The 17,151-nt window shown below is 63.1% G+C and carries 19 protein-coding genes, 1 tRNA gene and 1 other annotated feature; of the genes, 2 read left to right on the forward strand and 18 right to left on the reverse strand.

Features of this window, described 5'->3' with window-relative positions; translation table 11 throughout:
• Window positions 1-365: 365 nt before the first annotated feature.
• From QMC81_08505 to QMC81_08560, 12 genes are all read right to left on the reverse strand, one after another.
• On the reverse strand, window positions 366-632 hold the full coding sequence (locus tag QMC81_08505) for a cell division protein ZapA (protein ID MDI6907511.1): 267 nt from the start codon (window positions 630-632) through the stop codon (window positions 366-368).
• A 47-nt stretch (window positions 633-679) separates the two neighbouring features.
• Window positions 680-3,100 (reverse strand): phenylalanine--tRNA ligase subunit beta, encoded by a 2,421-nt coding sequence (gene pheT / locus QMC81_08510; protein ID MDI6907512.1) that lies wholly within the window; start codon window positions 3,098-3,100, stop codon window positions 680-682.
• A 34-nt stretch (window positions 3,101-3,134) separates the two neighbouring features.
• The gene (pheS, locus tag QMC81_08515) at window positions 3,135-4,169 is read right to left on the reverse strand and encodes a phenylalanine--tRNA ligase subunit alpha (GenBank protein ID MDI6907513.1); all 1,035 of its coding nucleotides are present in this window, start codon (window positions 4,167-4,169) and stop codon (window positions 3,135-3,137) included.
• A gap of 284 nt (window positions 4,170-4,453) precedes the next feature.
• Window positions 4,454-5,278, reverse strand: coding sequence for an RNA methyltransferase (locus tag QMC81_08520; protein MDI6907514.1), 825 nt, complete (start codon window positions 5,276-5,278; stop codon window positions 4,454-4,456).
• Entirely contained in the window at window positions 5,275-5,943 is a 669-nt protein-coding gene (locus QMC81_08525) for a TrkA family potassium uptake protein (protein MDI6907515.1), read from the reverse strand. The genes QMC81_08520 and QMC81_08525 overlap by 4 nt, the downstream gene beginning before the upstream one ends.
• A 132-nt stretch (window positions 5,944-6,075) precedes the next feature.
• Entirely contained in the window at window positions 6,076-6,435 is a 360-nt protein-coding gene (rplT, locus tag QMC81_08530) for a 50S ribosomal protein L20 (protein MDI6907516.1), read from the reverse strand.
• A 41-nt stretch (window positions 6,436-6,476) separates the two neighbouring features.
• The gene (rpmI, locus tag QMC81_08535; GenBank protein ID MDI6907517.1) at window positions 6,477-6,671 is read right to left on the reverse strand and encodes a 50S ribosomal protein L35; all 195 of its coding nucleotides are present in this window, start codon (window positions 6,669-6,671) and stop codon (window positions 6,477-6,479) included.
• Window positions 6,672-6,720: 49 nt separating this feature from the next.
• Entirely contained in the window at window positions 6,721-7,260 is a 540-nt protein-coding gene (infC, locus tag QMC81_08540) for a translation initiation factor IF-3 (GenBank protein MDI6907518.1), read from the reverse strand.
• Window positions 7,261-7,273: 13 nt separating this feature from the next.
• Window positions 7,274-7,396: a sequence feature (ribosomal protein L20 leader region), on the reverse strand.
• Window positions 7,397-7,473: 77 nt separating this feature from the next.
• Window positions 7,474-9,381 carry a threonine--tRNA ligase gene (gene thrS, locus QMC81_08545; GenBank protein ID MDI6907519.1) on the reverse strand — a complete coding sequence of 636 codons (1,908 nt, stop codon included), beginning with the start codon at window positions 9,379-9,381 and terminating at the stop codon, window positions 7,474-7,476.
• 294 nt (window positions 9,382-9,675) lie between these two features.
• Window positions 9,676-10,302 (reverse strand): DUF445 family protein, encoded by a 627-nt coding sequence (locus tag QMC81_08550; protein MDI6907520.1) that lies wholly within the window; start codon window positions 10,300-10,302, stop codon window positions 9,676-9,678.
• A gap of 83 nt (window positions 10,303-10,385) precedes the next feature.
• Window positions 10,386-11,213: a sporulation protein YtxC gene (ytxC, locus tag QMC81_08555; protein ID MDI6907521.1), complete on the reverse strand. Its 828-nt coding sequence runs from the start codon at window positions 11,211-11,213 to the stop codon at window positions 10,386-10,388.
• 133 nt (window positions 11,214-11,346) lie between these two features.
• Window positions 11,347-11,790: a hypothetical protein gene (locus QMC81_08560; GenBank protein ID MDI6907522.1), complete on the reverse strand. Its 444-nt coding sequence runs from the start codon at window positions 11,788-11,790 to the stop codon at window positions 11,347-11,349.
• A gap of 89 nt (window positions 11,791-11,879) precedes the next feature.
• On the opposite strand from QMC81_08560, the gene lexA reads away from it, so the two are divergent.
• The gene (gene lexA, locus QMC81_08565; protein MDI6907523.1) at window positions 11,880-12,479 is read left to right on the forward strand and encodes a transcriptional repressor LexA; all 600 of its coding nucleotides are present in this window, start codon (window positions 11,880-11,882) and stop codon (window positions 12,477-12,479) included.
• A gap of 49 nt (window positions 12,480-12,528) precedes the next feature.
• Here the strand turns inward: lexA and QMC81_08570 are convergent, their stop codons facing one another.
• The 4 genes from QMC81_08570 to QMC81_08585 all read right to left on the reverse strand — a co-directional run bounded on the left by QMC81_08570 (window position 12,529) and on the right by QMC81_08585 (window position 14,869).
• Window positions 12,529-13,089, reverse strand: coding sequence for a flavin reductase family protein (locus QMC81_08570; GenBank protein ID MDI6907524.1), 561 nt, complete (start codon window positions 13,087-13,089; stop codon window positions 12,529-12,531).
• A gap of 137 nt (window positions 13,090-13,226) precedes the next feature.
• Window positions 13,227-13,400, reverse strand: coding sequence for a hypothetical protein (locus tag QMC81_08575; GenBank protein MDI6907525.1), 174 nt, complete (start codon window positions 13,398-13,400; stop codon window positions 13,227-13,229).
• A 217-nt stretch (window positions 13,401-13,617) separates the two neighbouring features.
• A tRNA-Val gene (locus tag QMC81_08580) sits at window positions 13,618-13,692 on the reverse strand.
• Window positions 13,693-13,729: 37 nt separating this feature from the next.
• On the reverse strand, window positions 13,730-14,869 hold the full coding sequence (locus tag QMC81_08585; protein ID MDI6907526.1) for a D-alanyl-D-alanine carboxypeptidase family protein: 1,140 nt from the start codon (window positions 14,867-14,869) through the stop codon (window positions 13,730-13,732).
• 140 nt (window positions 14,870-15,009) lie between these two features.
• On the opposite strand from QMC81_08585, the gene pdaB reads away from it, so the two are divergent.
• The gene (gene pdaB / locus QMC81_08590; GenBank protein ID MDI6907527.1) at window positions 15,010-15,759 is read left to right on the forward strand and encodes a polysaccharide deacetylase family sporulation protein PdaB; all 750 of its coding nucleotides are present in this window, start codon (window positions 15,010-15,012) and stop codon (window positions 15,757-15,759) included.
• Between the two features lie 67 nt (window positions 15,760-15,826).
• Here the strand turns inward: pdaB and QMC81_08595 are convergent, their stop codons facing one another.
• Window positions 15,827-16,312, reverse strand: a complete 486-nt coding sequence (locus tag QMC81_08595) for a YhcN/YlaJ family sporulation lipoprotein (protein MDI6907528.1) — start codon at window positions 16,310-16,312, stop codon at window positions 15,827-15,829.
• A 79-nt stretch (window positions 16,313-16,391) separates the two neighbouring features.
• On the reverse strand, window positions 16,392-17,078 hold the full coding sequence (locus QMC81_08600; GenBank protein ID MDI6907529.1) for an N-acetylmuramoyl-L-alanine amidase: 687 nt from the start codon (window positions 17,076-17,078) through the stop codon (window positions 16,392-16,394).
• Between the last annotated feature and the right edge of the window lie 73 nt (window positions 17,079-17,151).

Raw genomic sequence — 17,151 nt, forward strand, 5'->3', positions numbered from 1 at the left:
TGCTCCTGTAGACGCTTGAAGCCTTCTCTGCTATTCTTAAAGGCGAAGGGCTTTAGCCGTTTCTCTCCATCGGAATCGGTCACGCACGCCCAGTGTTTCTTTTTGGCAATGTCCACGCCAACAACCAAGTCATGTTCGTGCCGTACCCAAGCTTTCTTTTTGGCCCTGTCATCCATGCTTTCTCTACCTCCTGGTTTCCTGCAAAGGTTTTCTCTCTCAAGACCTTTGTACCAGGAGGTTTTTTCATGGGCAATACCCGTCTACTTCATTACAGGAATGCTTTGTCATGGTAATGCAGCCACTCTCTTTCATATCTTCCCCGCAGTACGGTTTGGCCTACACATAGAGAGAGGTCCTGGCGGACCTCACTGTTCTCGCTCACCCTCGATCATTTTGACCAGCCCGTCGTAGCTTTCCTGCAATCGTTTGAGTTCGTCGGCGATATTGATCGCCGCCAGGACGGCCGCCTTCGCCACCGATACCCGGGGGTTGCGGGACGTAATCTCCCGGATCATCCGATCCACCCGGCGGGCAAGTTCACGGATGTGTTCCGGCGAAGAATCCCCGCGGAGCACATAATACTCCCCCATTATCTCCACTTCCACGCGGCTGGTCTGTACGGTCGCCCCCACGTCTTCCCCCCCTTGCGTCTGTTGTCGCTCTTCCGCGCCACCGCGCGTCAGGTGCGCATTTGGGCCCCCAGCCGCTCCTGAAAAGCGCGCCGGATGCCGTCCAGCGCCCGGTTGACCTCATCGTCGGTCAGCGTCCGGTCGAGGGCCAGGAACCGCAGGGTGAAGGCCAGGCTGTGGTATCCCTCGGGAATCTGACGTCCTCTATAGACGTCGAAGAGCCGTACCTCACGCAGGTATTCGCCGCCGCTGGCCGTGATGAGCGCCATCGCCTCGGCCGCCGCCACGGTATCCGGGATGACGACGGCCAGGTCGCGCTCCACCGCCGGGAAGCGGGGCAGGCTCTCCGGCACCCATTCTACCGGCTCCAAGGCCAGGAGCCGGGCCAGATTCACTTCGGCGGCGACGGCCCGGACCGGCAGGTCATAGGCCTCCAGGACGTCCGGGTGCAGCTCGCCGACAACGGCCACCCTCCGCCCCTGGACCATGACGGCGGCCGTACGGCCGGGATGAAAGGACGGGTCTCCTTTTTCGGGAACAAACTCCGGCACCCCTACTCCCAGGTGCCGTAGGACCTGTTCCAGCGCCCCCTTCAGGAAATAGAAATCCATCTCCTGCGGGCGGCGGTTCCAGCCCCGCGGCGTCTTGCCGATGGCCGCCAGGGCCAGGGTCAGCCTTTCTTCGGGCAGTTGCTCGGGCGGGCGCCTGCGGAAAACCGTTGAGATCTCAAAAAGCGCCGCGTCGGTGTTGCGCCGTTGGTAGTTGCGGGCCAGCATCTCCACCAGGCCGGGGAAAAGCTGCGTCCGCATCACGGCCTGGTCCTCATTGAGGGGATTGGCGATGACCACCTCCGCCTCGCGCAGGGGACCGGCCGGATCAAGGCGCATTCGGTCGGCCTGGCCCGGGTCGACAAAACTGTAGGTGGCCGTTTCGTTGAACCCCAAGCCGGCTAACAACAGCTTCAAGCGGGAAAGGATTTGCTGTTCCCGGGAGCGCCGCGCCGGCGTGGTCTCTCCGAAGGGCAGGGTCTCGGGCACCTTGTCGTAACCGTAAAGACGCGCCACTTCTTCGATCAGGTCTATCTCAGCCAAGATGTCTGGCCGGTGCGGAGGCACAGTGACCACCAGTTCGCCGTCGGGCGCCCCCGTCGGCTGGGGGTTGAACTCCAGCCGGGCAAGAATACCTTCCACCTCGGCCCGTGGCACGTCCAGGCCGAGGATCTGGTTGACCCGCGCCGGGCGCAGGATAACGGTCTTGGGCGGCGGGGGGGCGGGGAAATTGTCCACCCGGCCGGGGGCCGGCGTGCCCGCCTGCATCCGGGCCATCAGTTCCACCGCCCGGTCGGCGGCCAGAGCGCAGCGGCTGATATCGATCCCCTTCTCGAAGCGGTTGGAGGCCTCCGAACGGAGCCCCAGGGCCCGCGCGGTCCGGCGGATGTTTACAGGGTTGAAGCAGGCGGACTCCAGGAGGACCTCTTTCGTCCCGGACGTCACTTCGCTGTCCAGACCGCCCATCACCCCGGCCAGACCCAGCGGCCGATCGACCCCGGCGATGAGCAGCATTTCAGGCGTAAGCTGCCTTTCCACCCCATCAAGGGTTACCAGCCGTTCGCCGGGTTCCGCCGGGCGCACAATGATCCGCCCGTCCCGGACCGTACCGAAGTCAAAGGCGTGCAACGGCTGGCCGAGTTCCAGCATTACGTAGTTGGTGACATCGACGATGTTGTTGATCGGGCGCATGCCGCAAGCGGTGAGGCGGTTCTGCATCCACAGGGGCGAGGGGCCGACGGTGATGCCGGTGATCAGCCGCGCCACATAGCGGAGGCAGAGGCCCGGGTCCGTGATCTCCACCTTCATCCGCCCGGCGGCGTCAGGCCCCTCTTCCCGGAAAGCGGGCCGTGGCCTCTTGAGGGGCAGCCGGTAAATGGCCGCCACCTCGCGGGCTACCCCGAAGACCGAGAGGCAGTCGCCGCGGTTGGGGGTCAGGTCCAGTTCCAGAATCGCGTCGTCGAGGCCGAGAACGGCCTTCACGTCCACGCCCACGGGCGTATCCGGCGGGAGGATGAGGATGCCTTCATGGTCCTCGCCGATGCCCAGCTCGTCGGCCGCGCAGAGCATGCCTCGGGATTCCGTACCGCGGAAGCGGGCCTTCCTGATGACCATGCCCCCGGCCAGCCGCGCGCCATCCAGGGCGACGGGGACAACCTGCCCCGCGCGGACGTTGGGCGCCCCGGTCACGATCTGGTAAGGCTCGCCTCCCCGCCCGCCGTCCACCATGCAGATCACCAGGCGGTCGGCGTTGGGGTGCGGCTTGACTTCTTTGATCACGCCGGTGACGACCCCGCTGACGTCCTTGCCCCGCTCCTCGACGCTTTCCACCGCCACTCCGGCGAAGGTCAGCCGTTCGGCGAGTTCCCCCGGGGGGACGTCGATATCGACAAACTCCTTCAGCCAGTTATACGAGACCCGCACCCGGGTCCCTCCCTTCTTCTTGCCGCCGGCCTAATTACACGATGCGGGCGAACTGTCTCAGGAAACGTATGTCATTTTCAAAAAAGAGACGCATGTTGTCGACGCCGTACTTAAGCATCGTGATGCGCTCGATGCCCATCCCGAAAGCGAACCCGGATACCTTCTCGGAATCGTACCCCGAGACCTCCAGGACGCGGGGGTGGATCATCCCCGCCCCGAGGATCTCCAGCCAGCCGGTGTGGGAACAGACCCGGCAGCCGCTCCCATGGCAAATGACGCAGGAGATGTCCACCTCGGCGCTGGGCTCGGTGAACGGGAAATAGCTGGGCCGGAAGCGTACCCGGGTCGCCGGGGAGAACATCTTCCGGGCGAATTCCGCGAGCGTGCCCTTCAGGTCGCTGAAGGTGATGTTGACGTCGACGGCCAAGCCCTCGACCTGGTGGAACATCGGCGAGTGGGTGGCGTCGTCGTCCCGGCGGTAGACGCGCCCGGGGGCGATGATCCTCACCGGCACGTGGGGGGCGGTCTTCTCGAAGGTGCGTACCTGCACCGGCGAAGTGTGCGTGCGCAGCAGCAGGTTCTCGTCCACCAGGAAGGTATCCTGCATGTCGCGCGCCGGGTGGTCTTTGGGGAAGTTCAGCGCTTCGAAATTGTAATAGTCGGTCTCGACCTCGGGCCCCTCGACAATCGTATAGCCCATCCCCAGGAAGATCTCCTCGATCTCTTCCCGCACCAGGGTCAGCGGGTGACGGGTCCCGACGCCCAACGGCGTTCCGGGCAGGGTGACGTCAATCCGTTCCGCGTTCAGGCGGGCCGCGCGGTGGGCCTCTTTAAGTTCTGCGGCGCGGGCGGCCAGGATGGCCTCGATCTCTTCCTTGACCTCGTTGGCCCTCCGGCCGACGCGGGGACGGTCCTCGGCCGGCAAGCCGTTCAACCCCCGCAGGAACCGGGTAAGCTCCCCTTTCTTGCCCAGGAGGCGGATGCGCAGTTCTTCCAGCGACTCCAGCGAGTCGGCGGTATCCAGCAACTCCCGCGCCCGCACGGCGATCTGGTTAAGTTCGTCAAGCATTGAACTGCCAAATCCCCCCTTTTTCTGCTATATTTCTAGTGTTACCCTATTAATTCCTTTGTAAATAGAGAACAAAAAATAAAATCGCCCCCTATTGAAGGGGGCGTCAGGCTTAGCATATTCGGGAATTATTGGAGAGCGAGCCTTCTATAGAGCACGTAGGCCCGTATAGATCCGGTAGCCTCAAAAAGCCTCCAAAAAAATTCGGCAGTCAGATGCATACGCTCACAACCTTTCAAAATCTTTTGGAGACCTTTTGAGGTGATTATAACATGCGCCGCTGCTCAAACACAAGGAGCTTTTAGGCGCTGGCGCACGGCCTCGTAAATGATCAACGAGGCGGCAACAGCCGCGTTCAAAGACTCCGCGCGGCCCAGCATGGGAACCCTCACCAGTCCGTCCGCCGCCTTCCGCAGAACGGGCCCCACCCCGGCCCCTTCGTTGCCGATAACCAGGGCCACCGGCCCGGTAAGGTCACAATCGAAAACCGGGGTCCCGTCGCGGGGATCCGCGGCCAGGATGGAGAGTCCCCTGGTCTTAAGAAACGCGGCGCATTCCCCGGGTCCCGCCGGCTCTCCCACCCGTACGTGAAAAAGGGAACCCGCGGCGGCCCGCACCGTCTTCGGGGCGTAAAGGTCGACCGTGCCCCCGGTCAACAACACCGCGTCCACGCCGGCGGCGTCCGCCGTTCGGATGACGGTGCCCAGGTTGCCGGGATCCTGCAGGCCGTCCAGCACCGCCACAAGCGGCCGCTGCAGATGCTCCGGGAGCACGTCGGGCAACGATCTCGCCGGCGGTTTGCGTACCAGGGCGACCAAGCCCTGTGGGGTGACGGTGGCGGCCAGCAGCGGGAGAACGTGCCCCGCGACCGCCAGCAGTTCCACACCGTGCCGCCGGGCGCGCTCCAGGACCGCCGCGGCACGCTCCCGTCCGGCCGTTTCGGGGGAGTGCACGACCAGGTCAACGGCCCAGCCCGCATCCAGGGCTTCCTCCACCAGGTGCGGCCCCTCGACCAGGAACCGTCCCTCGGCGTCCCGGTGACGGCGCTGCTGGAAGCGTCTCAGCCATTTGATACGCTCGTTCTGGCGGGAAGTGATCGCCGGTATCATCGTTCATCCAGGCCCCAACGTTCAAGCCGGTCATTGCGGCCAACGGCCACGAGGACGTCACCTTCCTGGACGGTCTGGTCGGCTCCCGGAGCAATGATCACATCGGCTCCCCGCCGGATGGCCAGGATGCTGATCCCGTGTTGCCGACGCAAAGCGGCCTCGCCCAGGGAGCGGCCGATTGTTGAACCCGGGGCCACGACCTCCATGATACTGTACTCAGGTGACAGCTCGATCGCGTCGAGGATGTTGCCCGAAACCAGCGCCCGTGCCACCCGCACCCCCATGTCCCGCTCCGGGAAAACCACGCGGTCGGCCCCCACGCGCGCCAGCACCTTGCCGTGCAGCTCGGTTCGCGCCTTCGCCACGACCTTCTTAACGCCCATCTCCTTCAGCATGACGGTGATCAAGATATTGGCCTGGATATCGTGGCCGATGGCAACGATGACCACGTCGAAGTTGCGCATGCCCAGCGCCTTCAGCGCCTCCTCGTCGAGGGCGTCGGCCTGGACGGCATGTGTCACGTCGTCCATAATGGCGTTAATCTTGGCCTCGTCATTATCAATGGCCAGGACCTCGTAACCCATCTTGGCCAAGCTCGTGGCTACGCTGCTCCCGAAGCGGCCCAAACCGATGACGGCGAACTGTTTCAAGCTCTCCTCCACCATCCCGTGTCTTCTTCCATCTAGCATGCACAAAAAAAGTAGCATGGTTCTACCATGCTACCCTTTTTGCCTGGGCCTGTCCAGAGCGACGGGCGACGGCACCCGGTGAAGCCGGGTGAGGTCCTTCAGCGGTCCCTAGCTGTTCAGATGGGCCCGGGCAACCTCAACCAGGCGCCCGAAGGCCTGCTCGTCGTTCACCGCCAGTTCGGCCAGCATTTTGCGGTTGATGGCCACCCCGGCCGTCCGCAGGCCCTGGATGAACCTGTTGTAGGACATTCCGTTCTGCCGGGCGGCGGCGTTGATGCGGGTGATCCAGAGGCGCCGGAAATCGCGCTTCCGTGCTCTGCGGTCGCGGTAGGCGTAGAGCAGGGAACGCATTACCTGCTGGTTCGCCACCCGGAAAAGCTTGCTCTTGGATCCCCAGTAGCCCCGGGCGAGTTTTAGAATCTTCTTGTGCCGCTTCCTGGCGGCGACGTTATTCTTGACACGCGGCATGCGCCGGGCCTCCTTTCGAGAGAGAGAGGTATCGTAAAAGCCTAGTAAGGCAACAGGGAGCGCAGGCGCGCCTCGTCGGCGGGGGTGAGGATGATCGCCTTCCCCAGGCGGCGTTTCCTCTTGGCGCTCTTATCCTTAAGGAGGTGGCTCTTGAAGGCATGCCGCGCGCGCAGCTTGCCCGAGCCTGTCCTTGCGATTCGCTTGGCGGCACCGCGATGCGTCTTAATCTTCGGCAACTCGGATTCACTCCCTTCTGGATGATAGCTATTGCTGCGGCAGCACCCTTTATTGCTGCGGTTGCGGCTGTTGTTGCTCTTGCGGCCGGGGAGCCAGGATCATGATCATGGCACGGCCTTCGAGCTTGGGCTGCCGCTCGATGATGGCCATGTGCTGCACCTGGTCGGCCAGCCTGTTCAGGAGCTGCTGCCCGAGCTGGGTGTGCACGATCTCCCGCCCGCGGAAGATCATGGTGACTTTGACCTTATCCCCTTCTCTAAGGAAGCGCATCGTGTTACGGGCTTTTACCTCGAAGTCGTGGTCCTCAATGTTGGGGCGCAGTTTAACTTCCTTGATATTAATAATGCGCTGCTTCTTGCGGGCTTCTTTCTCCCGCTTGTTCTGTTCGTACTTAAACCGGCCGAAATCCATGATCCGGCATACCACCGGCCTGGCCTGGGGCGCCACTTCAACGAGGTCCAGTCCCCTTTCCTCCGCCAGGCGCAGGGCATCACGCAGGGGCATGATCCCCAACTGCGCACCGTCGGAGTCAATGAGCCGCACTTCCCGGGCGCGGATCTCCAGGTTGATGCGCTGATCCTTTGAAATACTTATCCACCTCCTAGAAGTTAAAAGGCGGGTGTTACCACCCGCCGAAAACACAAGAGACGGCCCTTTGGGGCCCCGAAGGAACCTTGCAGCCGCAGGCGGCAAGGTGAGAAGCGGATGGCTTCTGCTTGTAAGGATTTGTCATTTTACGTTGCTCATTATAGCATGCCCGGGAAACGGCGTCAAGCAAGCAACGCCGAAATTAATTCGTTCCTACCGGGCACGGGTACGGATCTCCTCCCAAGCCCGGGCGGCGAAGTCGCTAACAGACATCGCCCCCAGGTCGCCTTCGGCGCGGTGGCGCACGGCCACGGTGCCGTTCTCGACCTCCCGCTCACCCACGACCAGCATATAGGGTATCTTCTGCACCTGGGCCTCGCGGATCTTGTAACCGATCTTCTCGTTACGCCCGTCGTACTCGACCCGCAGCCCTTGCCCGTCAAGGCGCCGGGTGACCTCCCGGGCATAGCCGGCCTGGCGGTCGGTGATCGGGAGCACCTTGACCTGCACCGGGGCCAGCCAGAGCGGGAAAGCCCCCGCGAAGTGCTCGGTGAGGATGGCGATGAAGCGCTCGATGCTGCCGAACACCACCCGGTGGATCATCACCGGGCGGTGGCGCTCCCCGTCCTCGCCGATATAGAAGAGGTCAAACTTCTCCGGCATCAGGAAGTCGGCCTGGATCGTGCCGCACTGCCAGGTCCGTCCTATGGAGTCGCGCAGGTGGAAGTCGATCTTCGGGCCGTAGAAGGCCCCGTCCCCCTCGTTGACCTTGTAGGGCAGCCCTCTGGTCTCCAGGGCGTTACGCAGGGCGTCGGTGGCCAGTTCCCAGATTTCGTCCGAGCCCATCGCCTTTTCCGGTTTAGTCGACAGCTCGACGTGGTAGTCGAAACCGAAGACGTCCCGGTAGATATGTTCGACCAGATCGATAATGCGGACTATCTCCTCCTCCACCTGGTCCGGGCGACAGTAGATGTGCGCGTCGTCCTGGGTAAAGCAACGCACGCGCATCAGGCCGTGCAGTACGCCCGAAAGCTCGTGGCGGTGGACCAGGCCTAGCTCGCCCAGGCGAATGGGCAGTTCCCGGTAGCTGTGGATCTTGCTGCGGTAGATCAGGATGCTGCCCGGGCAGTTCATCGGCTTAACAGCGTAATCCGCCTCGTCGATGGTAGTGAAGTACATGTTTTCCTTGTAGTGGTCCCAGTGGCCGGAGCGTTCCCATAGCTCCCGGCGCAGGATGATCGGGGTGCGGATCTCCTGGTAGCCGGCTTTCCGGTGGGCATCCCGCCAGAACTGCTCCAGCTCGTTGCGCAGGACCATCCCCTTGGGATGGAAGAAGGGGAACCCGGGCCCCTCCTCCTGGATCGAGAAGAGATCCAGTTCGGCGCCCAGGCGCCGGTGGTCACGCCGCTTGGCCTCCTCCAGCCGGAACAGGTAGTCCTTGAGGTCCGCCGCCTTGGGAAAGGAGGTGCCGTAGATGCGCTGCAGCATCCGGTTGCGCTCGTTACCCCGCCAGTAGGCGCCGGCCACGTTCATCAACTTCACGGCCTTGATGCGTCCCGTTGAGGGAACATGCGGCCCGGCGCAGAGGTCGGTGAAATCGCCCTGGCGGTAGAAGGAAATCGGGGCCTCCGGGGGCAGATCTTCGATCAGTTCCACCTTATACGGCTCCCCCTTGCGCCGGAAGTAGTCCAGGGCCTCATCGCGGGGCACCTCCAGCCGCTCAAAGGGCTGGTCCTCCTTGATTATCTTCTGCATCTCGGCCTCGATCCGCTCCAGGTCGTCAGGGGTGAAGGCGCCGGGAATGTCAAAGTCGTAATAGAACCCGTCGGCGATGGCCGGGCCGATGGCGATCCTGGCCTCGGGGAAAAGGCGTTTCACGGCTTGGGCCATAACGTGGGCCGTACTGTGGCGGTAAACCTGGCGGCCTTCTTCGTCATCGAAGGTCAGGAACTCCACCGCAGCGTCGCCATCCAGCGGCCGTCCCAGGTCCCACAGGCGGCCGTTGACCTTCGCCACCAGGGCCGTCTTCGCGAGGCGCGGCCCGATGTCGGCCGCGACGGCGGCCGGGGTGATGCCCTCGGGGTATTCGCGGACCGACCCGTCCTTCAGAGTTACTATGATCACCGGTGTATCCTCCTTCCGTTCGTTTACCCAAAACTTAACCCCCCATCCCTCAGGGACGGGGGGCTGCCCGCGGTTCCACCCTGCTTGGGAGCATACTCTCGCTCCCCTGCTTATTGCGGCTGATAACGGTGCCCGCCGGCCCGCCTTTGCAGCGGGCGGCTTGGAGGCTGGTCTTCGATCCGCCGGTGCCTGAAGGCGCTTTCAGCCCGGGGCGACTTCTCTCTGCAAGGGCGGCGGGTCTACTCGTCCCCCGCATTGCCTCTAAGACTATCGGGTTATGGGCGCATTATATTAAAAACCGGAACCCCCTGTCAACCGGGTCAGGTACAGGAAGCCCACCTGCAGGATACCGATGACGAATCCCAGGACACCTCCCAGGACGGTGATGTGCTTGAGTTCCCGGCTGGCCACCCGGAGCACGATACCCTCGAGTTCCTCCAGGGGGAAGGCGTTGAGCCGTTCCTCCACCATGCGGGCGATGCTGATGCCCCCCCGGGCCGCCCTGGCGACCTCGGTCAAGACCTGTTCAGCCACGGCCGGCACTTCGTCGGCGATCATCTCGGAAATGAGTTCGGCGAAGAACTTCTTTACCGACAGGGGCAGGATGGCGGGTGAGCGGTCGATCACCGCCTGGTAGACCGCAGCCTGCGCGGCGGCCGACATCCGGTCTGCCACATTGCCGGCCCGGACATGGACCAGGAGGTCGTCCACCGAAAAAAGTTCCCTCTCGACCACCTCGCCCACCGTGCGCGCCAGGTCACGGCGGCGCCGGGGCAGAAGCCCCTGGATCACCAGCCCGGTGCCGGGGATGACGAACGGGCGGTAGGGCCGGAAAAGCATCTTTACCGCCAGCCAGTTGGTAAGCCACCCGATCAGGGCCCCTACCACCGGAAGCATGATCGCGTTAAGCCAGAGCAAGGGCCTCTCACCTTCGCCCACCGTCTTCAAACGCCTCCACTATACCAGAAGGCGTTACGGCCTGGCAAGGAAGGCCCCCGCGCTTACGCCTTATGCCAGATCGAGCATAGATTACAGCCCGTGCAGACCTCCACCCTGTCCCCGAAGACGTCCCGCAGCGTCTCAAGGGTGGCCGGCAGGCAGCGCTGGCCGTGAATCACCAGCCGCCGCGGCGCCAGCCCCACCACGCTGGCGATCAGCAGGTCCTCGTGGTTCACCTCGTCGTCCACAGGCACGCCGAAGCCCTCGGCGTTGGACGCCAAAAGGCACATCCGTTCGTCGTAAATACGGAATACGCGCGACGGGGAAAAGATGACGTGGATCGCCTCGGACTGGCCGCCTTTGTTTCGGGCGTAGTTCCGGAGCATACGGATAAAGTCCCGGTTCTCCTGCTGCAGAAGGTACTCGTCCAGGAGACTGCTGGCCATCCCGCCCACTTCCTCCACGATGTCGCGCAGGCGGAAGCGGACGAAGCCCTCGATGACCAGCATCGCCATGTGTTCAAGGTGCTCCGCGATCCGCCGCTCGATCTCCGGCCGCCAGCGCCGGAGGTGGGCGCGGTCGATCCCCAGCCGCCCGCGGACGAGATCCCAGTCCTGCGGCTCGAACCAGCTGGCCTGGCGCACCAATTCATCGCCGATCAGCGCCTCCCACTCCGACAGGATGAGCGATGCGGCCGCGTTGGCCACCGCCTTCCGGAAACCCGCGTGGGAACGCCTTCCGAAAAAGCGCTTCTCCTGCAGCCGGCAACGAAAATGGCCGGGCTGGGTCTCCCGGAGACTGACGCGCAGCCCCTTGGCCCGCAGGATTTTGAACTCCCGCCGCAGGTAGTCCGCCAGCGACCGGGACCGGCCGGCCTCGGTGGCGACCACAACGTCCAAGGACGATCGCCCCTTTCCCGTATCTTGTAAAAATGTAGCCTCCTACCCTACACAATATGCCCAAAAGAAAAAGGCCCTTGCCAGAAAGGCAAAGGCCCTGATCAGGCTCGCCCGCCGGGGGCTGCTAGCCTTTAAAGAAATTGCGGTTGTGGTACGCGGCGTACTCAGGGGAAATCCGATGCTTGACGACAAGCGCCCGGCCGTTCTGCCGGTCCCGGGGATCAACATGGATCACCCGCTGGCGTTCCAGGTCCAGGCCGAAGGCACCGGCCTCAAAGAGCGCCCGGTGATTGGGGCAAAGGATCAGCAGGTTCTCGGGCGCGTCCGGGCCGCCGTCTTCAAGCGGCTGCAGGTAGTACCCGGAGACGATCGGCTCACCCTCCCCGCGGGTCAGGGGGTGATTGCAGAGCTGGCAGGTGTAATTGTAAATCCTCTTCAGCTCCCTGACCGCCTCCGAATCCCGGCTTCCCTCATCGTCCCAGGCCGTGGCCTGCCTCTTGACCGCGCTGATAATCCCACCTCCGTTTGGTTTTTCCGCTTGGGGCTCGGTCCCCGCATCTCCTGGCACTAAAATACCACATCCGCCGCCCCTTGGCAAAAAAACATCTTCGGGGTATATTGATCGTAGTACGTAAATAGCGGAGAGGGGATCGTACAATGAGCACGGTAGGCCAGCGCATCCGGTCCGCCCGGGAAAGGCTGGGCATGAGCCAGCGGCGTCTCGCCGAACAGGCGGGTCTCTCGCCGCAATTCGTCAGCGATATTGAGCGCGGGCGTACTCCGCCAAGCCTCAAGACGCTAAAACTCATCGCCGCGGCGCTGGAGATCTCCCCCACCCTCCTGCTTGAGGACTCCGAGGTCCGCCCGGCCCTGGAGGTGGTCGAGCTACCGATTCTGGGCCGGGTCCCGGCCGGCGGACCGGTTCTGAGCGAGGAACACATTCGCGGGCACATGGCCATGCCCGGGCGCCTGGTGAAGGAGCCTGCCTTCATCCTTGAGGTCACCGGCAACAGTATGCAGGAGATGGGTATTGACGACGGCGACTACCTGCTCGTCCGCGTTCAGCCGCAGGCCGAGAACGGCGAAGTCGTAATCGCCCGTATCGACGGCGAAGTGACCTGCAAACGTTTTTATCTGACAGGCCCTTATGTCACCCTGGAACCCGCAAACCAGACCCTGCGTCCGATGCGGATCCCGGCGGAGAAGGTGGAAATCATCGGCGTCGTGACCCGGGTCATCAAGAAAGTCGGCAACTAGGCGTACCAACCCCGGGGGTGTTCAAAGGCGAAGTTTTTCAACGCCCCCCTTAGCCCTTCTTGGTGAAGCCGTATGTACCGATGCGCTCCCCCAGGGCGAAGTACTCGTGCACGCAGAAGGCCCAGGGTCTTATCTTGCCAAAATCAAGGCGCCCCTTATCCGTCAACGTCTCCTGGTCGACGTGCACAGCCAGGACGTCGGCGATAAAGACGTCGTGGCTACCCAGCGACAGCACCTGCCTGACGCGGCATTCCAGATTGACCGGGCACTCCTTTATCAGCGGCGCGCGTACGTGACGCCCCGCCACGGGCGTAAACCCGCAGGCCGCGAACTTGTCCCCGTCCCGCCCCGAAACCGTGCCGCAGTAGTCCACTTCCCGGACCTGGTCGGCAGAGGGAACGTTGATCACGTATTCCCCGGACTCCTTTATCAGGCGGTACGAGTGACGCGAGGGCCTCACCGAGACGTACACCACCGGCGGATCGGAGTTCATGATCCCCGTCCAGGCCACGGTGATGATGTTCGGAGCTTGTCCGGGCAGAACAGTTGTCACAAGCACTGCGGGCACCGGGAAAAGGATGGTCGACGGGTGCTGGACGACCTTGGACATCACATGCGCCTCCCAAGCATCTTTGGCTCATCATAGTATCGGCTGTCCAGCCTGTCAACATTCCACACGTCTGCCATGTAAAACAAAAATACCTCTTGACCCTCCGGTCAAGAGGCGGCGGCGCGAGCGGGCCGGGGTTAGCGGTTGGACGCCATGCGCTGCTCCGGACGGGCGACGAACATCGACCCGCAGTGCGGGCAACGGAGCTGCACGATGGTCATGTCCTTCAACGCCGGCGCAAACAAGGGGCGCCCGCAGAAATAACAGCGCGCCTTGCGGATGTCATTGACCCTGATCGTTACTGTATTCACAGGACCACCCCTAGCCGGCACTTGCTTTGTGAAATATATCATAAGCCAGAGGGTGCATTTTGGCAATAGTTTTTGGGCAAAGTTTATGAAGAAATTCACAACCAACCGCCCCTCAACCCCCGGGCGAGTCAGTCGGTGACCGGCTCTCGGCCCCGACCGGGCATAAAAAAAACAAAGGCCGGGAACAAAGCCCGGACCCTGGAAGTATTGTCGTTATTGGTGGGCGGGACTGGGATCGAACCAGTGACCTTCTGCGCGTCAAGCAGACGTTCTCCCACTGAACTACCCGCCCGTGACATCTATTATTATGCCGTAAGGCTCGTTTGGTGTCAAGATCGGCCGTGAAACTTGTCCGCCAGGCGCGCGTACCAGGGCTTGCGCGCCACGGCCTGAGCCGTCACCAGGGGGACACGGCCGAGGTAGGTGCCATGGTCGGTGAACACCATTTCGCCTACGCTCCGGCCCTTTGCCACAGGCGCCGTTACCTCATCGGGCAGATCCAGCCGCCGCTGCAGGTCGCCCCGGTCGGGCGGCAGGTATACCTGCATGTCACTCCCGGCGGTGACGACCACGCTGGGCCTTTTCCCCTCGCGCACCCGCACCCGCTCCACCTCTTCCCCGCACGTATAGACCGTCACGGAAGGGATGGCAAAACCGTACTCCAGCAGGTCGGCGACGTCCCGGTAGCGGTCGCCGCTGTGCAGGACCACGGCTATGAGTCGCCGACCGTTACGGGTGGCCGAGGCCACCAGGCAGTGGCCGGCCGCCGAAGTTGTGCCGGTCTTAACGCCGTCGATCCCTGGAAAGTCCGAATGCAGGAGGCGGTTGGTGTTGGAGGCCTCATCCCGCCGCTCGCTCCCCTCCCAGGTAATAGTCGCCTGCCGGGTGCTCACCAGGCGGGCGAATTGGGGATTTCGCAGGGCCCAACGGGTGATCAGCGCCATGTCGTAAGCGGTAATGTAGTGGTTCGGGTGTGTCCAGCCGTGGGTATTGGCGAAACGCGTTTGTCGCGCCCCGAGAAGCCGGGCCTTAAGGTTCATCCAACCGATGAAAGTCTCGTAATTTCCGGCGGTGTGCTCGCCGATGGCGATCGTCGCATCGTTGGCCGAGATCAGGGCGGCGGCCCGCATCAGGTTCTCCAGGGTCATCTTCTCCCCGGGTTTTAGGCCCACGATCGAGCCGGCGTTCCAGCCGCCGGCCAGGCGGCTGATGGTGACGACGTCGTTGGGGTCCGCCACCTCCAGCGCCACCAGGATGGTCATTATCTTGGTCAGACTGGCGGGATGCATCCTCCGGGTCTCGTTTTTGCCGTAGAGGATTTGGCCGGTCGAGGCGTCGATGAGCACCGCGGCGTCGGCCGAAATTCTGGGCGGGTCAGGCGGGGCGGCCGGGCTGGCGGCAAAGGCGGGCGAAATGGCAGCGCACGCGAGCAGTAACAGCGCAATAATTGTTCTGGCGGCAAATGGCATCTGTTTTCTCCCCCCTCAGTATTCTCTCGCCGGCCTTTGGATTTATTCGCTAGCCAGCAAATACCAGGGATGGCAGATGTCATAAACGGTTTGCGCGGCCATATACCTAAAGTACAAGTCCTTTCCTGGGGGTGGCGGGCGTGCGCCTTTACTACGTAAATCTCAACCGGCTGAAACGAAACTGTTTATGGGGGGCCCTGTTCCTGCTCCTGGGCCTGCTGTTCACCCTGGTCATTCTCCAGCAACCCGCGACCACGGTCACGACCAGCCACTCCCGGATTGTTTACAAGGTGCGGACGCAAGAGAAGGTCGCCGCCCTCACCTTCGATATCAGTTGGGGCGATAAGACCGTGGGACCGGTCCTGGACACGCTGAAAAAAGAAAACGTAAAGTGCACCTTCTTCCTCTCCGGTCCCTGGGCCGTTAAACACCCGGACATCCCGAAGCGTATCGCCGCCGATGGTCACGAGATCGCCAGTCACGGCTACCGTCACGAAAACTACTCCCAGATGTCCGACAAGACGATTGCCGAGGAGATCGGGAAGACCCACGAAATCCTCAAAGACCTGACAGGCCAAAGCCCGAAACTCATCCGCACCCCTAACGGTGATTGGAACGAACGGGTGCTGGACGCCATCGCCGGTACGGGCTACACGGCCGTTCAGTGGAGCGTGGATTCCCTGGACTGGAAGAGGACCGGGGCCGAGGCGATGCGGGAACGTATCCTGAGGCTCATCCACCCCGGAGCGGTGATCTTGATGCACGCCAGCGACAGCGCGGAGCACACGCCGGAAGCGCTGCCCATGGTAATCAAGGGGCTCAAGGAGAAGGGGTATAAACTGGTGACCGTTTCCGAACTGCTCAAGTATGGCCGCGGAGTGGCGGAATAGTTCCGGTAGGTCCATAAACCCCAAGGGAAAGCCGCAGCCGTTTTTTAAGGGGCTGCGGCTTTCTCCTTTACCGGTTGGTGGGGGTCATACGCTTGTTCAGTTCACTCATTTCCCGGGTGAAGGCCGATATCGGGCGCCCGCCGGCGATACCTTTGCTCACTCGTGCGATGCGCGTCACAAGGTCCGGATCGGTGGTAACCATCACTCGCCGGATGCGGTTATCGGCGCGCTTGACACGGGAGGCCACATCACGCTGGATGGTCTTGGACCGCGGTTCCTGGTCGGGCTCCAGGTTAAGCCCCACGTAGGCCGTGGTTCCGGTCAATACCACCCAGGCCTCCTGCACCCCGGGAACCTTTTCGGCGATGTCGGCCAGCCGGGCGGCGTCCCGCGACGCCACGCGCGGGTCGGCGGGCGTGGCCTGGTTGCCGGGTGTGCCCGGCACCTGTCCGGGCGACGCCGGCTTGCGGGCCGCGCTGCAGCCTGTGAAGGCGGTAAACACGGTCAGGAGAACAACGGTTAGAAGCAGGAACCGAAACTTGCCTCTCGGCATCTTCCCCCTCCTTTCCTCACGTTTTCTTGCTTAGTATCTGCCTGGCCGCGGACGTCATACCGCCGCCGCGTACGGTAATTTAAGGACGCCGTGACAACCCGGCGTCGGCAAAGTAAGAACTGACAGCCCGCGCAAAGGCCTGTGCCAGCCGTTCCTGGTAGGCCGGCCGCGTCAGCAGCCGCGCCTCTCGCGGGTTGGAGATATAGCCCATCTCTACCACCACCGCCGGCATGGTTGTCCCGCGGAGGACAAGATAACCGCAAGGCCGGACCTTGCAGGACGGAGATGGGCGGTCCGCGGTCACGGCCTTATGGAAGAGGCCCGCCAGCCGCCGGCCCTCGGCGGAGCCGGGGCAGTAAAAGACCTCGACGCCCGCGCAGCGCCGGTCCCAGAAGCCGTTGGCGTGTACGCTGACGAAGAGGTCGGCCTTCAGGCGGTTCGCCAGGGCCACGCGCTCGTCCAGCCCGATGAGACCCTGAAAACACCCTCTTCCGCTCGGATGGGGCCAGGGGCCGTCGTCCTGCCGGGTCATCCTCACCCGGAACCCCTGGGACTCCAGGATGCGCGCCAGCCTCCGGCTGACTTCGATGTTGACCGTTTTTTCCAGGACGCCGCCGACCTTGTCCACCGCTCCCGGATCGACCCCGCCGTGGCCCGGGTCGATGACCACCAGAGGCCCCTTCGGTGAGGCCGCGGCCGATCCAGGCCCCGCGAAAAGGCATAACAGGGCGCACGAAGCGACGGCGGCGGTGAACTTCCATCCCAACGCCGAATCACTCCCCCTTTTCCCGCATTAGTCTGCCTGGGGCCGGAGGGAGCTTAAACCATGAAAAAATTGA

It is taken from the genome of Thermoanaerobacterales bacterium, from assembly GCA_030019475.1.
Classification (GTDB): domain Bacteria; phylum Bacillota; class Desulfotomaculia; order Desulfotomaculales; family JASEER01; genus JASEER01.